Origin of the sequence: Acinetobacter sp. CIP 101966, assembly GCF_000369725.1 — a bacterium.
In the GTDB taxonomy this organism is placed as follows: Bacteria; Pseudomonadota; Gammaproteobacteria; order Pseudomonadales; family Moraxellaceae; genus Acinetobacter; species Acinetobacter lwoffii_Q.
Window position 1 is genome coordinate 1,167,833 of record NZ_KB850160.1, and the last position, 16,584, is coordinate 1,184,416.

The window sequence follows — 16,584 nt, forward strand, 5'->3', positions numbered from 1 at the left end:
GTAAGCAAACTGCAACAAAGCCTGTACAAGTTGTTGCTATTGTTTGCAGGATATAGCATGAGCTGAGTCAAATCTGTATTGAAAAGCTATATGCTAAAGATGATGCAGGCTTTTGTATTCGGGCTGTCCAAGTCCATCTATTCGCAGGGTTTCAGCAAAGCATTTCTTTGTAATCCCCTCGGCATCATGTAAAATTATGGCCCATTGCATAATGAATACGAATGAGAGAGTGAATCCGTGCGTAAAATTTTAGTCACCAATGCCCTTCCTTACGCCAATGGCCCGATTCATATGGGTCACTTACTTGGCTATATCCAAGCAGATATTTGGGTACGTGCCATGCGTGCGATGGGTCATGATGTGACTTATGTCTGTGCGGATGATGCTCACGGAACCGCGATCATGCTACGTGCCGAAGCGAATGGCATTTCACCTGAAGCGCAAATTGCCAATGTGCAAAAAGAACACATTCGTGACTTTGACGGTTTCGGTGTGCATTTCGATCATTATGATTCTACACATAGCGATACCAACCGTGCCCGTGCGTCAGAAATCTATGTGAAAAACCGTGATGCGGGCAATATTGCAGTTCGTCCGGTGACCCAGCTTTTTGATCCTGAAAAAGGCATGTTCCTGTCAGACCGTTTCATTAAAGGCACCTGTCCTAAATGTAAGGCGGAAGATCAGTACGGCGACTCATGTGAAGTCTGCGGTGCAACTTATAATGCGACAGAGTTGTTGAATCCGCATTCCACTTTAAGTGGCGCAACTCCAGTCGAAAAATCATCTGATCATTACTTCTTTAAATTGCCAAATTTTGGTGAATACCTGCAAAAATGGACTCGTGATGAAGGTCGCTTGCCGGTATCGATTGCCAACAAGCTGGACGAATGGTTTGAAAATGGCTTGAATGACTGGGACATCTCACGTGATGCGCCATACTTCGGTTTTGAAATTCCAGATGCGCCAAACAAATATTTCTATGTTTGGGTGGATGCGCCGATTGGTTATATGTCGAGCTTTGAAAACTACATCAAAACCAAACGTCCTGAATTGAATTTTGATGACTACTGGAAAAAAGATTCTGAAAATGAGGTGTATCACTTCATTGGTAAAGACATCGTGTATTTCCATGCCCTGTTCTGGCCGGCAATGCTTGAAGGTGCAAACTACCGCACGCCATCAGGCTTATTCGTGAATGGTTTCTTGACTGTCAATGGCCAAAAGATGTCAAAATCTCGCGGCACATTTATTAAAGCGGAAACCTATTTAGAGCATTTAAATCCTGAATATCTACGCTATTACTTCGCGTCGAAACTTTCTGACAAAGTTGAAGATTCTGACCTGAACCTTGATGATTTCGTTCAGAAAGTAAATTCAGATTTGGTCGGTAAAGTCGTGAATATTGCCAGCCGTTGTGCAAAATTCATTAACACCAAATTTGATAACAAGTTAAGCACGACATGTGCTGAACCTGAATTGGTACAAAGCTTTATTGATGCCGGTAGTTCAATTGCTCAAGCTTATGAAGCACGTGAATTCTCTGCGGCGATTCGTGAAATCATGGCACTGGCAGACAAAGCCAACCAGTACATCGATGAGAAAAAGCCTTGGGCACTGGCGAAGCAGGAAGGTCAGGAACAACAGGTTCATGATGTATGTTCTGTGGGAATCAACCTGTTCCGTCAATTGGCAGTGTATTTAGCGCCTGTATTGCCAACTTTGGCTCAACAGGTTCAAGATTTCTTGCAACTTGAAAGCTTCGATTTCGCTTCTCGCGAAACCATTCTAGTGGGTCATGAAATTGCATTGTTCCAACCATTGATGCAACGTGTAGATCCAAAAGCGGTTGCTGCCATGGTCGATGCATCTAAAGATTCTTTAGCTGCTCCTGCTGTTGAACCAGCTAAAGCTGAAAAGGAAAAAGAGAAGAAGGTCGAGAAGAAAGCTGAACCTAAAGTCGGTGAAGCTGAAATTATTGGCATCGAAGACTTTATGAAAGTTGACCTACGTGTTGCGGAAGTTCTTGAAGCAGCTACAGTTGAAGGTTCTGACAAACTGCTTCAACTCACTTTAAACGTTGGTGAAGCTGAGCCACGTAATGTATTTAGCGGTATTCGTGAGTTTTACCAACCTGAAGACTTAACAGGCAAATTGGTGGTGATGGTGGCGAACCTTGCGCCACGTAAGATGCGTTTTGGTATTTCGAACGGTATGGTGTTAGCTGCTGGTAATGGCGACGGCGTTTGGGTGATTTCACCTGAATCTGGTGCTAAACCGGGTGATAAAGTGTCTTAAGATTTAAGTCATAAATAAAAAATTCCCTCTTTAAAGAGGGAATTTTTTATTCTTCCATTATTTTTTCCCATTGATACTGACAGTATCCACATAAACCTTCACTCCATGTAACCTCCTCAGGGCTTAGAGCTGTTTCACACCGTGAACATACATGATGGGCTTTTTCTTCACAGTGTAAACAGAAACCTTCTTCCATTGAATAAGTAGCTTCGCAACACTCTGGGCAAACTGTATAAGGGTCTTCTCCACCATCTTTATAATGATGATATCCATAATTTCTATTTTGATCTTCAGACACAGCTGAATTGATAACTGTTGTATAAGACATAATATTTTGACAGGATAAACAAATGTAATCTGTCTCTTTAATATCTACGCCGGTCTCAACTGGTTTTATTAAATCAGATCCACAATTCAAACAAACTGAGTTATTAAGCAGCTCTTCTTGCTTAGCACTCATATATATATTTCTCCCTAACTGGACTGCACAATCTTGTTTTTCAGCAGTATAAACTTCCCGTACATCCAATAGTTTGTTCCAATATTCTGTTCCAAATAAATCAGATGGCTCTTTTTCTAAATAATTACGGGTAAACGCGTTAATAATATTAAAACTATGAGCAAGAATAGACTCAATAGTTTTAGGGTTTTCATTACTAAAATAATGTTCAATGTTATTTCTATATGCCTGAATTTTATCTAGTTGTTTCCAATCAACAATTATATCCAGACTTTTAAAACGATCCTGAATGCCTTGTACATCCACTGTTTTTTTCCCGTCCCCTACAAAAGTAATTTCTCCATTTATAAATTTTGGGGTAATTTTTTGCTTTATCAGGACTTCATCACTATCTTCATCACTTAACTCTGCCAGATGATATTTAAATAGAAGTAAAATGCCAGAAAATAAGTTTCTAGTACAAGAGGTTAATCTCTTAGGATTCTTAGCAATCAACTCATAGTCTTCAATCCCTAATTGAATAGAATCAATTGCATTTTTTAAAATACTCATTTTGCTTGTCCTACTTATCTCATTATGCATTACTAAATTCAGTCTAAGCATCTAATTTAGTGGAATTATTTGGTTAAGATAACACCAAATATTTTAATAGTGAAAAAATCATAAAGGCATGCTAAAAAGATTTATCCTTTTAAAACTTATAAGAAACCTATGAAAAATTTAAAACCACTTTTCCTAGCCCTAGCTCTAAGCACCACAGCCATCACAACTTAAGCAGCTGAACCCACCACCATCACCTAAAAACAAGTCGCTGGCTAATCCCCTCATAAAATCCAAATATAAAAAAGCCTCTATTTCTAGAGGCTTTTTTATTGCTGGGTCACTTAGCCTTGCAACACAAATTCCCAAATCACATAGCCCAGTCCAAAACCAAGTAGTGAATATAAGGTAATAATGAAAAATACAAAGCTGGCATTGTTTTTTCTTTTCCAAAAACTCATCGCGACACCCAAAGCTTGTTCGTAATACCCCATGTTAACGAGCTTTTCATAAAAAGTGAAATGTATCTAAGCATTTTATTTATAATAATATTTTCATTAAAAATAAATTCTTTACTTTCAAAAAATCAATATACAGATTCAGACTGATTTTTTAGTACAGATGCCAAATCAGCACTTCCATTTTAAAAAATGGTAAATATATTCATATTCTTTTTTGCTGGCATCCGTGCTAATACATAGAATTGACTTTAATTACATAAGAATAGCTATGAAATACTTCACTTCTTCTCTCGTCGTGTCATTGCTTGCTTTAGGTTCAATGGCGGGTATCTCTCAAACACATGCACAATCCGTTTCTAGCACCCAACAACAAAAACAGGTTCCCGGTTATTATCAACATAACTTCGGGGATTACCAAATTACTGCCCTGCTAGATGGCACCAATTATCTGTCCAAAGCCTTATTTAAAGATATTCCAGCAGCTCAAGCCGACCAGATATTGAAAAAATACTACGTCGATCAAGCTAAAGGCATCCAAACCTCCGTGAATGCCTTTCTGGTCAATACAGCCAAGGAAATGGTTCTGGTCGATAGTGGGACTTCAAGCTGTAATGGTCCACACCTAGGTTCAGTGTATTCCAATTTAAAGGCTTCAGGGCATAAACCTGAACAGGTCAATGCCATCCTGCTCACGCATTTACATCCAGACCATGTATGCGGTATAAGTAATAATAGTGTTGCCAATTTTCCCAATGCCAACATTTATGTGTCTCAAGCTGAACTGGATTTCTGGATAAATCCCACAACGGTAGAAAAATTACCAAAAGCCAAGCAGGCAGGTTTTTTGGGCACAGTCGATAAAATCAAGAAAGCCATTGCACCCTATCAGGCCAAGAATCAGCTCAAAACCTTTAAAACTGGCGATAAAATCCATGCTTTCGATGTTATCAGTTCGGCTGGACATACACCGGGGCATTTTGGTTTTAGCTTAAAATCTAAAGGTCAGCAGATGGTGTTTATTGGAGATATTGTGCACTCACATACGCTGCAGTTTGATCGCCCACAGACCGGCGTTGACTTTGATGTCGATCCGAAAAAGGCGATCGAAACCCGCTTAAAATATTTTGCTGAATATGCGAAAAATGGTCAGACGGTAGCAGCACCACATTTGCCATTTCCGGGGATTGGACATATTTATTCTAAAGACAATAAAAGCTATCAATGGATTCCGGTACATTTTAAAGATTAATTGAATACTTCAATAATTTTATCTAAGCATGAAACCCTAATTTTTTAGGGTTTCATTTATTTTGGTGGTGTTTCAAAAAGTATGCTGGCATTAAACGAATCCATTATTGATATAAAAGAACACTAAATCAAAGGCTTTGAAATGATTTTCAAGCTTTTTGGAGAAGTTGCAGCTTCTCCTAAAGCCTCGCCTGATTCGATGCCGTAATCGACAATTATTGCCTTCTATACCCACAGTGAAAAATTTACCAATCAACTGTTTGCATTCTTTAAAGGTCGTAACAAAGCTATCCCAATGGTCACTTGATATACATGTATAGCTTACACCTAACTGCTTCAATTTTAATTTAAGTCGTTTTGCAGTGGCTAAATCTCGGTTACCCCATACATAAGCAACAATTTCACCTGTTTCTCGATGATAGGCATAAATTAGCCATTGTTTATTTTGCTTATGACCAACAAAAGTCCAAAACTCATCTACTTCAAGGGTTTCATAATGACTTTGCTGTGCTCGAAGTTGATATTTTGATTGGCTAAGTGTCCGTAGAACTTTACCGATACTTACTCTTTCAATTTCTGCTATATCCCTGACACCACTGCCTCGCACCATGAGGTGTAATATTTTGGTTTTGATACCTGAGTGACAGCCTTGATAACTGAGAGCATGATCACCAATAAATTGACGTCTGCATATTTTACATTGGTAATTTTGCTTACCATCTACTTTTGTGCCATTTTTCTTTATACTGTCACTTAGGCAGGCTGGACACTTGATTTCTAGAGTTATTCGCATTTCTCTATTTTATCAAAATCCAACCTGCTTTTTTTCAGCATACTTTTTGAAACACCACCTTTATTTTAAATATCCTTCAGCCAGATTCCCTATGACTTGGTAAATTTAAAACTTGAATGACGCTTTGAAATTTAAAAGCAATAGTTTCGTTTATTTTTAAATTTTTTCTTAAAAATCTTTTACTTTTTACGTGCACCTTTAGCATGCTTTTTTAGCACCGTTTTTCTTACGATAAATATAAACACCTAAAAATATAATATAAATCTGAATTTTATGAACTCTCGCCATGTCTTAGTTTGGTGCAAAAAAATAGTAACGTGCTTTATATCGAGTCTTATCAATTTCAAGAAATTCTTCATCAAAATTTCCCTTGCTTAGCCCTCTTCTACAATCAATTTGCCTCTATATACTGATTTTCTTTTGTGATCCCGCGCACTAAATTGGAACGCACCATGCAAAATATAGACTTATTATTTCTTCTTCTCGGTGCAGTTCTAGTGCTTGCCATGCATGCTGGATTTGCTTTTTTAGAGCTTGGAACAGTTCGACATAAAAACCAGGTCAATGCCCTAAGTAAAATTCTAACCGACTTTGCCATCTCCGCCATCGCCTATTTTTTAGTGGGCTACTATATTGCCTACGGTCAGCACTTTTTCCATGATGCTGCAACCTTGTCTGCCGATCATGGCTACAATCTGATGCGCTGTTTTTTCCTGTTGACTTTTGCTGCAGCAATTCCAGCGATTATCTCTGGAGGGATTGCAGAGCGTGCCAAAATGCGTTCACAGGCTTTAGCGACATTATTTCTGGTTGCGCTGATCTATCCGTTTTTTGAGGGTATGATCTGGAATGGCAACCTTGGTTTTCAGGATTGGCTGACCCATGCATTTGGTGCAAGTTTTCATGATTTTGCCGGCTCAGTTGTCGTTCATGCTATGGGCGGCTGGATCGCACTGGCCGCAATAATCCTACTTGGTGCGCGTCATGGCCGTTACAAAAATGATGGCCGGATCACCGCGCATCCTCCTTCATCAATTCCTTTTTTGGCTTTGGGTTCATGGATTCTGATTGTGGGATGGTTCGGCTTCAATGTCATGAGCGCGCAGCGGCTGGATGCCATTTCTGGACTGGTCGCTATTAACTCTTTGATGGCCATGGTCGGTGGAACAATAGCAGCCAAAGTTGCGGGGAAAGATGACCCGGGCTTCCTGCATAATGGTCCCTTAGCAGGTCTGGTGGCGATTTGTGCAGGATCAGACGTCGTTCATCCCTTGGGTGCTTTTTTTATCGGGATCAGCGCCGGCATTATTTTTGTGAAACTCTTTACCTATACCCAAAATAAACTCAAAGTGGATGATGTATTGGGGGTTTGGCCTTTGCATGGCGTTTGTGGTGCTTTTGGCGGATTAGCTGTGGGTATCTTCGGTCAGCAATGGCTTGGAGGAATGGGAGGAGTGTCTTTAATTTCACAACTCATAGGTACAGTGCTGGCGATTGTCATTGCTTTGGCGGGTGGTTTTTTGGTGTATGGCCTGCTTAAGGTTTTGATGGGTATTCGCCTGACTGAGGAAGAAGAGTTCAATGGTGCAGACTTGTCGATTCATCGTATTTCTGCTAATTCAGAAGAAAATACTTTTTAATAGACATAAAAAAAGCCTCTACGACTAGGGGCTTTTTTTTATTTATAAGCAGAGCATCTAGATGAAGTAATTACTTCATACCAAAAATTAATTTTAAGCCAAGTACCGTCATAACTGCGCCTGCTGCGCGGTCAAACAAAGCCTTAAACTTCAAATAAACACGACGTGGCTTTTCCGCAGATAATGCAACTGCGACTAGTGAACACCAGCCTGCATCAATAAAGAAACATAAGACAGGCAAAACAAAATAAAAATACGTTGGAATTTCTTTGGGCAATAACGCGGTAAAAATACTGGCCAGCACAATCGCAATTTTGGGATTGGACAACTGTGTGATTAAACCAGTGGTAAAAGCACGGCGTAAAGACATCTGTTTGCTAATGGTTGTATCCGCTTCGATCGGATCTTTGGCATGTTTAATGATTTTAAACGCCAGCCAAAGTAAATATAAACCACCACAAATTTTTAAGGCCAGGTACGCTGAGGGTACAGCCAGTAAAAATGCCTGCAAACCGAGAACCGCCAGCAGACCAAAAATCGCTGCACCGAGACCAGTACCCAATGCAGTAAATAAACCATGTTTACGTGAAATGGCAATTGAATTTTTTGCCACATAAATAGAAGTTGGCCCGGGACTCATTGCGCCTAACATCAGGGCAAAAGCAATCGAACCTAAAATCCAGAATGATTCCACGAGATAACCTGACTTAAAAATTGAAGGGCTATTTTAAGCAAAAACCTGACAATTTGCTGTAAAAATTTCTGGATTTGTCATGAATTTCAACTATAGCAATTACTTAAGGTTTCAACTGATCCTGAGCACTCAAATGCTTGTCTAGCAGTTGATAATCCTGCTCATATACAGGTACGCCACCAATAATCATGGTACGGGTTTCTGTTTTAGGTTTATTCAACGCATCATCACAGCCCGACAGACTGAGCAGCATGCCGACCCACACAGCACAGGATAATATTTTCATTATTCTACCCTCCTCAGGGTTTCCTCTGTTTAGATTAGCATTGTTGTTTAAATAATCAGCGGAATATTTGTGACAATCTACAACCAATTCCATAGCTTTCAGCGAATAATGGCTTATTGAAAAACTTTGATTTTTAGCACTTCCGCTATAATGCCTCTATCATGAACTTTGCGAACTTTTATGTTTGAAACCATTGCCCAAAATATTCCAGATCAACAGATTAATTTTCACGATATTACTTTAATAATACGTCGTCTGGATCTGGTGCATCCACAAATCTCGGGCAACAAGTTTTTTAAACTGAAATATAATTTTCTTGAAGCCAAAAGACAGGGTTATCAGCATATTCTGAGTTTTGGAGGTGCTTATTCCAATCATATTGCTGCTACTGCATTTGCCGCACAGCAGTTTGGTTTTCAGAGTGTTGGAGTGATTCGGGGTGAAGAACTGGCTGATCGACCATTGAATCCAACATTAGCCACCGCCCAAGAATTCGGGATGCAGTTGCATTTCGTCAGTCGTGATGAATATCGGTGCAAGCAACAGCCTGAGTATTTGGCAAAACTCGCTCGACAATTTCCTGAACATTATGTGATTCCTGAAGGTGGAACCAATGCTTTGGCGATTCAAGGGTGTCAGGAAATATTAAAAGATAGCGATGCGCAATTTGATGTCATTTGTTGTGCAGTAGGCACTGGCGGCACCATCAGCGGATTGATCGAAGCCAGTCACGCGCATCAACAGATCTTAGGATTTTCTGCACTGAAAGGTTCATTTTTAAAGGATGAAGTCGCCCAACTGACGAAAAAAACCAACTGGAACATTCTCGATGATTATTGTTGTGGTGGTTATGCCAAAACCAGTGCAGCCTTAGTGCAGTTTATCCGGGATTTTGAGGCCGAATTTTCAATTCTACTAGAGCAGGTCTATACCGCCAAAATGCTGATGGGAATTTTTGATCTAATCGAGAAAAATTATTTTCCGGCTGGATCAAAACTGCTGGTCATTCATAGTGGTGGTCTGCAAGGCCGTCATATTCCCTTTGATTTTATAGCAAATTAAGCTTCAATCGGTTGATTGTTATTTAAGGCAATTGACCCTTTGACCAAGCGGTAGATATGCCAGATAAAGACCAGAAATACGATCAGGAAGCCAATCAAGATCACGGTTAATAAGCCACCGACGATATAGCCCAGCAAACTGATCCAGAAGGTTTTAATTTGCCAGTCGACATGACTTTCTAGCCAGGTACCGCGCATTTCATCACGCTTGATATAATTCATCACAATCGCAATAAATGGGGTCAGACCAAGAAAAAATCCTAAAATATAAAGAATATAAGTAATCAGATTATATTGTTTTAAATCTTCCGCGCTTGCCATTCGCTTTTCCTTGTTATTATGTTTTTAGTTTGTATAAAAACTATGCATGAGTTTTAGACAGCTTTCAAATATTTTATGTTTAAAATCCACTGCGAATCTGCAATCACGGAACTGATTTTTCTGGAATAGAGAAAGCTGAAATAAAATTGTCTATAATGCTTCCCTTTTCTTCTCCCTTGAGTGTGTGATGTCTTCCAAGCAATACGATGTTCTAGTCATAGGTGCCGGTGCCTCAGGTTTAATGACGGCGTATATGGCTGCGCAACGTGGGCGTAAAGTCGTGGTGGTGGAAAAAGCCAATAAGGTTGGCAAAAAAATCCTGATGTCTGGCGGTGGTAAATGTAATTTCACCAATCTGGAAGTCGAACCGAGCAATTACATTTCACACAATCCACATTTTGTGATTTCAGCTTTAACGCGTTATACCAACTGGGACTTTATCGGCTTGGTATGTGAATATGGCATTGCCTATGAAGAGCGCAAACATGGGCAGCTATTTACCTTAAATGGTGCAAAAGATATCTTGTCGATGCTGCTGGCAGAATGTGACAAAACTGGGCTGGTTGATATTAAAACCAGCTGTGAAGTGAAAGCAGTCAATCCAGTCGATAATCAAGGCTTTCAGGTGGCAACCTCACTGGGATATTTTGAAGTTGAATCTGTAGTCGTGGCATCCGGTGGTTTATCGATTCCTACGCTTGGCGGTTCAGGCATTGGCTATGAGATTGCAAAACAGTTTGGACATCACGTCTATCCAACCCGTGCCGGACTGGTTCCATTTACCTTCTCTGACGGATTTAAAGAAGTCACCACGCGCTTAAGCGGAAATGCCGTAGAAGCAACACTCTCGAATGAGCTTACCAGCTTTACCGAAGCCCTCTTATTTACCCATCGCGGTTTAAGTGGGCCGAGCTCCTTACAACTTTCCAACTACTGGAATGTCGGTCAAAGCTTTAAGGTCGATTTCTTACCGAGCGTAGACTTACTGGATTTCTTTAAAGCAAAAAAACAAAGCCAGCCCAAAGTCTTATTACGTACACTACTCAATGAATATTTACCGAAAAGTGTGGTGGCTGAATTACAAAGTCTGATTTGGACTGAAAGCGCTGAAACTGCCATTGGTAATATCAGCGATGATAAGCTGGAACAGATTGCGGCACGTCTGCATGGCTTTGAAGTGAAACCTTCAGGAACTGAAGGCTACCGTACAGCGGAGGTGACTTTGGGTGGTGTAGACACCACGGAAGTATCCTCAAAAACCATGGAAAGTAAAAAGCAGAAAGGCTTGTATTTTATTGGTGAAGTACTGGATGTTACCGGACATTTGGGCGGCTATAATTTCCAATGGGCATGGTCATCGGCACATGCCGCATCGGAATATATTTAATCAATAGATAATCTGGATTGCTACTTAACTCATTCCAGATAATCTGTTTTAAACAGGTTAAGATTGGCCGTATTTGTTAGACGGTCAATCGCCAGCTGCATTTTTTTAGCTTCTCGCAGACATAGCGGTAAGTCATCTGCTGAAGATGCCATGAATTTATGTTGCAGTGCTTTCCACATCGTGTTGATCTCCTTTTCTTTATATTTTTAATGCAAGAAAAATACCAAAATCATTTTAGTATTCATTTGAATATTCTATATTTTTTAAAAAGAAAATTCTATTTTTCGTACTCAGAAAAATTTTATTCTCAGTTAAATTCGTCTGTCTCTGGTATTTTCTTATCCAGCTCTCGCTCAGACTGCTCTTCCTGTGTGCTCTTCACAAAAATAAATCGATAGGCAGCGGTAAAAAAGCCAATCGTAATTCCTGCAATGACTAAAGGAGCCAGAACTTTGTTAGGTTTCTTGGTATTCATTCATTTTTCCTTATGACTGAACAAAATCGACCACATGAGCGTGGTCGATTTTGCTTAAAAATAAAAGGTTATTTCAGGTCATCTTTTTTCTGAGTTGAACGGTCAATATCGACATCTGGCTCTTTTTCTCCGGTTGAACCAAATGGATTATTGGCTGGTGGATGAGTCGGATCGACTTTTACTGAATCTGGTACGGCCTGATCCGCATCCGGATTGACAGGATCAATACCTAATGACTCATCATCCTGTGGTGCAGTGGTAAGGATTGCCGGGGTAGTATGGGATAAATCCGTACTCATAGGCGTGCTCTTGTCTGAATCCTGATTTGGCATGATGCCTGCTCCTGGAGTTGAGATTGAGGAATCACTAGTACCTGTAGCCGTTTGCGAACCGCTAAAGGACTGGCTCATTGAGCTATCGGTAGAACTCATACCCATCGCCGCACCTGTAGTGCCTGACATATCAGCTGCACTTGTACCTGTGGTCTTGCCACCTAATCCAGAAAATATGCTGTTCTCAGCTTGTTCTTTGACTGGATTGGGGTCTTTGGCCTCACGTTTGGCTTTATCAATCAAATCTGTGAGTACACGCTCCGCAGGTTGACGACCACCCAAACCAAATGCCAAGGCAAATGCCACTGCTACAGCACCCAAAGTTAGACCAAATGCCAAGTTAACGATCGAATCGGCAATACCCATGGCACGCAGACCCATTGCGACAACCAGACCCATGATCAAGACACGAACCAGATTGGCTAACCAGCGTGAGCTGTTATATTCACCACGTTGTACGATATTCGCAACAATATTCGCCAGCCAGAAACCGATTACCAGAATCACCGCACCGAGCAAAATGTTGGCACCGAAGTAGATGAACATTGCAATCAGTCCACTGATCTGTTCAAAGCCCAGACGATTCGCTGCTTCAGATACCGCAAATAACATGGTAAATAAAACGATCAGGAAACCGACTACACTGGAAAGTTTAGTCGTGCCTAAAAAGCGCTGGATATCCAGTTTGGCAGGAATTTCATCAACACCTGTACCGGCAACTACTTCAACCACCAGACGTGCCACCAGTTTAGACACCACATACGCCAGAATCAGAATCAATGCAGCAGCAATGATATTCGGAATGGCATTCATGATTTCATATAGCATGGCTGTAGCAGGCTGAGAAATTGCCTCAATACCCAATGCTTCAAATGCAATGATCAGTGCCGTAATGATCACCACGGCGAAGATGAATGAACCAATTACCTGAGAAACATTCGAGTTTTTAAAGATGCCTACTTTTTCAGCATGTTGCTGTACGTTCAGACTGTTTAATAGCCCTTCAACAATACCGCGCACAATTTTCGCCAGGATATAACCGACAAAAATGATGACTGCAGCAATGAAGATGTTTGGCAAGTAACTTACGACATCAGTCAGCATATTTTGAACTGGTAACAACAGACCGTTGAGACCCAGAATAGACAGCACGATTGGCAAGAACAGTAATAAAATTAACCAGTAAGCAATTTCACTGATGTTTTTACTAATCGGACTGACACCGACTTCAGCACTGAGTTTTTCATCCAGTTGCGTTCGGTCCAGCAGCTTTTGTAGCCCTATCTTCACCAGATTAGCCACAATCCAACCTATGAATCCGACTGCAATTGCACCTAGTAACTGCGGGATAAATAACAGGAATTGCTGGATCATATTACTGAATGGACCGCTGACACTGGTAAGATTAAGTACGTTCAGCGCACCAATCACGGCAATAATCAGAATAATCCAGAACACGACGCGGGCGATAATGCTCTCCACATTGGAGTGATGACCTGTCGCCGTATTTAAATGTGTATTGGTGCCCAGTTTTTGCAAGAGCTTTTTAACGCCTGCCGAAACCAGTAATGCAATGATCCAGCCAATTACTAATATGGCAATTGCACTAAGAATGGGATGGAACTGATCCCAATAGTACATGGCATCGAAGCCACCACGCGGGCTTCTCATATAATCATTCATGTTGTTCTACCCTCTTTGTTATTAAGCTATTTATCTGAAATCGGGGGCGTTTCCCTGAAACAATCAGCCCCCTCTTCTTCCGGATTCATATTAGATTTGATGTTTTCAGACTCAAGCCAGGTAGATGGCACTACCTTAAAACATCACCATCCATTGCAAAAAAGCCCCAGTGGTTCACTAGAGCTTTTCAGGTATTTTCAGTTATTGAGTCGCCTGTCCATCAGTCGCGGTTGCTGTTGCTTCTGTGCCATCACCCACGGTTGCTGTAGCTTCCGTTCCGTCATTCATGGTGGCGGTGCCTTGTGTAGGCTCACCGACTGGAGTTGAATTATTTGGGGTAGCAGGCTGTACATTCGGATTTGGATGTCCTGCAGGAGCATCATTCGCATCTGGATTCATGTCAGCAAACATATAGAACAGTAGTGCGAGTAAAAAAATACCGACCAAAATCAAGATATAAACAGGGATACGCTTTTTCTGCGTCACGTCTGTCTGATGATTTAAATGTGGTTTTTTATTGAAATCATCGACCATAACCATCCTCACTCTTTGTTATTCATAAGTAGATTTTTAGAATAACAAGCTGTGAATAGGGCTTCTGTGACAAAACATGGTGAGATGGTGACGGGATGTAAGTCACTAATCCATCAGAATTCTCTGCTGGATGCTGCTTTAAAATAGCCGTTTGGCCGGGCTATGCTGCATGTCGACTGGGGTTTGGTGTTCATCTTTCAACTGCACCCCTGAGAGCTGTAACTCACAGGATTTACGCATCAATGCCACCAGTCGCTGGATGGCAATTGGATAGGCCAAGCCCGCAGGACGGACATTGGAAATACAGTTACGCAAGGCATCATGACAGCCCTTAAAAGCATTATAAGTGTAGTAAATTCCCATACTGTCCGGTGAGCTCAAACCTGGCCGTTCGCCAATCAGCATGACCAGCATTTTTGCCTGTAAAATTTCTGCCACTTCATCGCCTAGTGCCACACGACTGCCACGGGCAATCATTAAGGGGGCAATCTGCCAACCTTGTTCTTTGTATGCCTCCAGCAACGCTGGAATAAAATGCAAGCTGTTTTCCTCAATGGCACGTGCCGACAGCCCATCTCCTACAATGATGACCACATCCCAATGTTGCTGATGTTCGGCCCGGTATTGCCGCAACATCATTTTGGATTGTTCTGAAAGCACACGCCCAAGATCGGGACGTTTAAGATAAAGGTCCTTTTCCACAGCCTGACTTTCAATATCCAGAATGGGTAGTCCTGTTTTACTCAAACCAGCTTTTAAAGATTCAACATCAAGTGGCTTCAGTACCGCATCTTTGGCTTGCGCATGTGCCAACTGAAATTCCAGACTTGGTCGAGTCGGCAAGCTGCCCCCAGTTCGGCCCAGGGCAATCCGCGCATCGGTAAAAGCTTTTAACTTCTGCCAAGGATTATCCTGTAATTGGGACTCAAATTTCACATCGGCAATCAGTTTCATAGTACTTCCTCAAGACAGGATTAGACGTGAAAATTGCTTCGGTAGCTCGGTCGGCCAATGCAGCTGATTGGACTGTTGTGCCAAAATGCCTTGCTGTTGTAGCCAGTGGTCAAATTCAGGAGCTGATTTTAATCCCAGTAATTGCCGGATGTAGAGCGCATCATGAAAGGAGGTCGTCTGATAGTTCAACATCACGTCATCTGAACCGGGAATACCCATAATAAAATTCAGTCCGGCATTGGCAAGCAAGGTCAGCAGTACATCCATATCATCTTGATCGGCATCGGCATGATTGGTGTAGCAAATATCACAGCCCATTGGTACACCGAGCAGCTTGCCACAGAAATGATCTTCCAGCCCGGCCCGGATAATCTGCTTGCCGTTATACAGATATTCCGGTCCGATAAAGCCGACCACGGTATTGACCAGCAAGGGATTAAACTTACGCGCCACGGCGTAAGCACGCGCTTCCAAAGTTTGCTGGTCTACGCCATGATGGCCATTGCTAGACAAGGCACTGCCCTGTCCGGTTTCAAAATACATGACATTTTGGCCCACGGTGCCGCGTTGCAGGCTTAAGGCAGATTCATAGCCTTCCTGCAGCAGCGCCAGATTGATACCGAAACCAGTATTGGCTGTTTAGGTTCCCGCAATGGACTGGAACATCAGATCAATCGGAACATTTTTATTTGCCAGCTGAATGCCAGAAGTAATATGGGTCAAAACACAAGATTGAGTCGGAATCTCATATTCCTGAATGACATGATCGAGCAGTTTGAGCAGCTCAGTCAAATTCTGCAGATTATCTGTGGCCGGATTAATCCCGATCACGGCATCACCATTGCCATACATTAGTCCATCCAGAATCGAAGCTGAAATGCCTATCAGATCATCAGTCGGGTGGTTCGGCTGCAAGCGGGTAGAAAGATGCCCTGCCAGCCCGATGGTATTTCTGAACCGAGTCACTACTCGGCATTTTTTTGCCACCAGAATCAGATCCTGATTGCGCATGATTTTACTAACCGCTGCGACCATTTCTGGAATCAGGCCCATTTTTAAGGCCGTAATCTTTTCTATGGTGGCATCTGCACTGAGCAGCCAGTTACGAAAATCCCCCACAGTAAAATGCGAGATCGGATAAAAGACATCAGCATCATGTTCATCCATAATCAGGCGGGTGATTTCATCCTCTTCATAAGGAACCACAGCTTCTTGCAAAAACTGCTGTAATGGTACTTCTGCCAGACACATTTGTGCAGCAACACGCTCGGTTGCATCAGTGGCCACAATCCCTGCCAGCTGATCGCCAGAACGTTCAGGCGTAGCCTTAGCCAACAGGGTTTTTAAATCCTCAAAGACATAATGCTGACTGGCCACATTAATCTGATACAACATAAGCAAGTTCTCCCTGCTAGAT

16 protein-coding genes and 1 pseudogene are annotated in these 16,584 nt (G+C 41.7%); 5 read left to right on the forward strand and 12 right to left on the reverse strand.

The features are described 5' to 3' along the window. Positions 1-237: 237 nt before the first annotated feature. Entirely contained in the window at positions 238-2,298 is a 2,061-nt protein-coding gene (gene metG / locus F891_RS11730; RefSeq protein ID WP_005263572.1) for a methionine--tRNA ligase, read from the forward strand. 46 nt (positions 2,299-2,344) lie between these two features. Here metG and F891_RS11735 read toward each other — a convergent pair whose 3' ends face one another. Beyond that, positions 2,345-3,310: a type 2 periplasmic-binding domain-containing protein gene (locus tag F891_RS11735; RefSeq protein ID WP_004645859.1), complete on the reverse strand. Its 966-nt coding sequence runs from the start codon at positions 3,308-3,310 to the stop codon at positions 2,345-2,347. Positions 3,311-3,642: 332 nt separating this feature from the next. Then, entirely contained in the window at positions 3,643-3,759 is a 117-nt protein-coding gene (locus tag F891_RS17860) for a hypothetical protein (protein WP_086044934.1), read from the reverse strand. A gap of 268 nt (positions 3,760-4,027) precedes the next feature. On the opposite strand from F891_RS17860, the gene F891_RS11740 reads away from it, so the two are divergent. Continuing rightward, on the forward strand, positions 4,028-5,008 hold the full coding sequence (locus tag F891_RS11740; protein ID WP_005263573.1) for an MBL fold metallo-hydrolase: 981 nt from the start codon (positions 4,028-4,030) through the stop codon (positions 5,006-5,008). A gap of 90 nt (positions 5,009-5,098) precedes the next feature. On the opposite strand, the gene F891_RS11745 is transcribed toward F891_RS11740, so the two are convergent. Continuing rightward, positions 5,099-5,800 (reverse strand): IS1 family transposase, encoded by a 702-nt coding sequence (locus F891_RS11745; RefSeq protein ID WP_004282341.1) that lies wholly within the window; start codon positions 5,798-5,800, stop codon positions 5,099-5,101. Positions 5,801-6,252: 452 nt separating this feature from the next. On the opposite strand from F891_RS11745, the gene F891_RS11750 reads away from it, so the two are divergent. Then, complete coding sequence (locus F891_RS11750) at positions 6,253-7,440, forward strand: ammonium transporter (protein WP_005263574.1); 1,188 nt, start codon at positions 6,253-6,255, stop codon at positions 7,438-7,440. A gap of 70 nt (positions 7,441-7,510) precedes the next feature. Here F891_RS11750 and F891_RS11755 read toward each other — a convergent pair whose 3' ends face one another. Continuing rightward, entirely contained in the window at positions 7,511-8,134 is a 624-nt protein-coding gene (locus F891_RS11755; RefSeq protein WP_004280739.1) for a LysE family translocator, read from the reverse strand. 103 nt (positions 8,135-8,237) lie between these two features. Beyond that, positions 8,238-8,420, reverse strand: coding sequence for an NF038215 family lipoprotein (locus tag F891_RS11760; RefSeq protein WP_005104073.1), 183 nt, complete (start codon positions 8,418-8,420; stop codon positions 8,238-8,240). 180 nt (positions 8,421-8,600) lie between these two features. On the opposite strand from F891_RS11760, the gene F891_RS11765 reads away from it, so the two are divergent. Then, a complete protein-coding gene (locus F891_RS11765; RefSeq protein WP_005263576.1) occupies positions 8,601-9,482 on the forward strand; it encodes a 1-aminocyclopropane-1-carboxylate deaminase/D-cysteine desulfhydrase in 882 nt (293 codons plus the stop codon). On the opposite strand, the gene F891_RS11770 is transcribed toward F891_RS11765, so the two are convergent. After that, complete coding sequence (locus tag F891_RS11770; RefSeq protein WP_005263577.1) at positions 9,479-9,802, reverse strand: DUF4870 family protein; 324 nt, start codon at positions 9,800-9,802, stop codon at positions 9,479-9,481. The two genes, F891_RS11765 and F891_RS11770, sit on opposite strands and share 4 nt — an antisense overlap. 187 nt (positions 9,803-9,989) lie before the next feature. Between F891_RS11770 and F891_RS11775 the strand changes: the two genes are divergently transcribed. Further along, the gene (locus tag F891_RS11775) at positions 9,990-11,189 is read left to right on the forward strand and encodes a BaiN/RdsA family NAD(P)/FAD-dependent oxidoreductase (RefSeq protein WP_005263579.1); all 1,200 of its coding nucleotides are present in this window, start codon (positions 9,990-9,992) and stop codon (positions 11,187-11,189) included. 29 nt (positions 11,190-11,218) lie between these two features. Here F891_RS11775 and F891_RS18110 read toward each other — a convergent pair whose 3' ends face one another. The 6 genes and pseudogenes from F891_RS18110 to F891_RS11795 all read right to left on the reverse strand — a co-directional run bounded on the left by F891_RS18110 (position 11,219) and on the right by F891_RS11795 (position 16,562). Beyond that, entirely contained in the window at positions 11,219-11,368 is a 150-nt protein-coding gene (locus F891_RS18110) for a hypothetical protein (protein ID WP_005263580.1), read from the reverse strand. Between the two features lie 128 nt (positions 11,369-11,496). Beyond that, positions 11,497-11,664 (reverse strand): hypothetical protein, encoded by a 168-nt coding sequence (locus F891_RS18115; protein ID WP_005263588.1) that lies wholly within the window; start codon positions 11,662-11,664, stop codon positions 11,497-11,499. A 68-nt stretch (positions 11,665-11,732) separates the two neighbouring features. Next, positions 11,733-13,679, reverse strand: coding sequence for a mechanosensitive ion channel (locus F891_RS11780; RefSeq protein WP_005263589.1), 1,947 nt, complete (start codon positions 13,677-13,679; stop codon positions 11,733-11,735). Between the two features lie 201 nt (positions 13,680-13,880). Further along, positions 13,881-14,213, reverse strand: a complete 333-nt coding sequence (locus F891_RS11785) for a hypothetical protein (RefSeq protein WP_005263590.1) — start codon at positions 14,211-14,213, stop codon at positions 13,881-13,883. 138 nt (positions 14,214-14,351) lie between these two features. Further along, positions 14,352-15,167, reverse strand: a complete 816-nt coding sequence (gene eutC, locus F891_RS11790; protein WP_005263591.1) for an ethanolamine ammonia-lyase subunit EutC — start codon at positions 15,165-15,167, stop codon at positions 14,352-14,354. A gap of 9 nt (positions 15,168-15,176) precedes the next feature. Continuing rightward, positions 15,177-16,562: pseudogene (locus F891_RS11795) on the reverse strand (ethanolamine ammonia-lyase subunit EutB). Positions 16,563-16,584 lie beyond the last annotated feature (22 nt).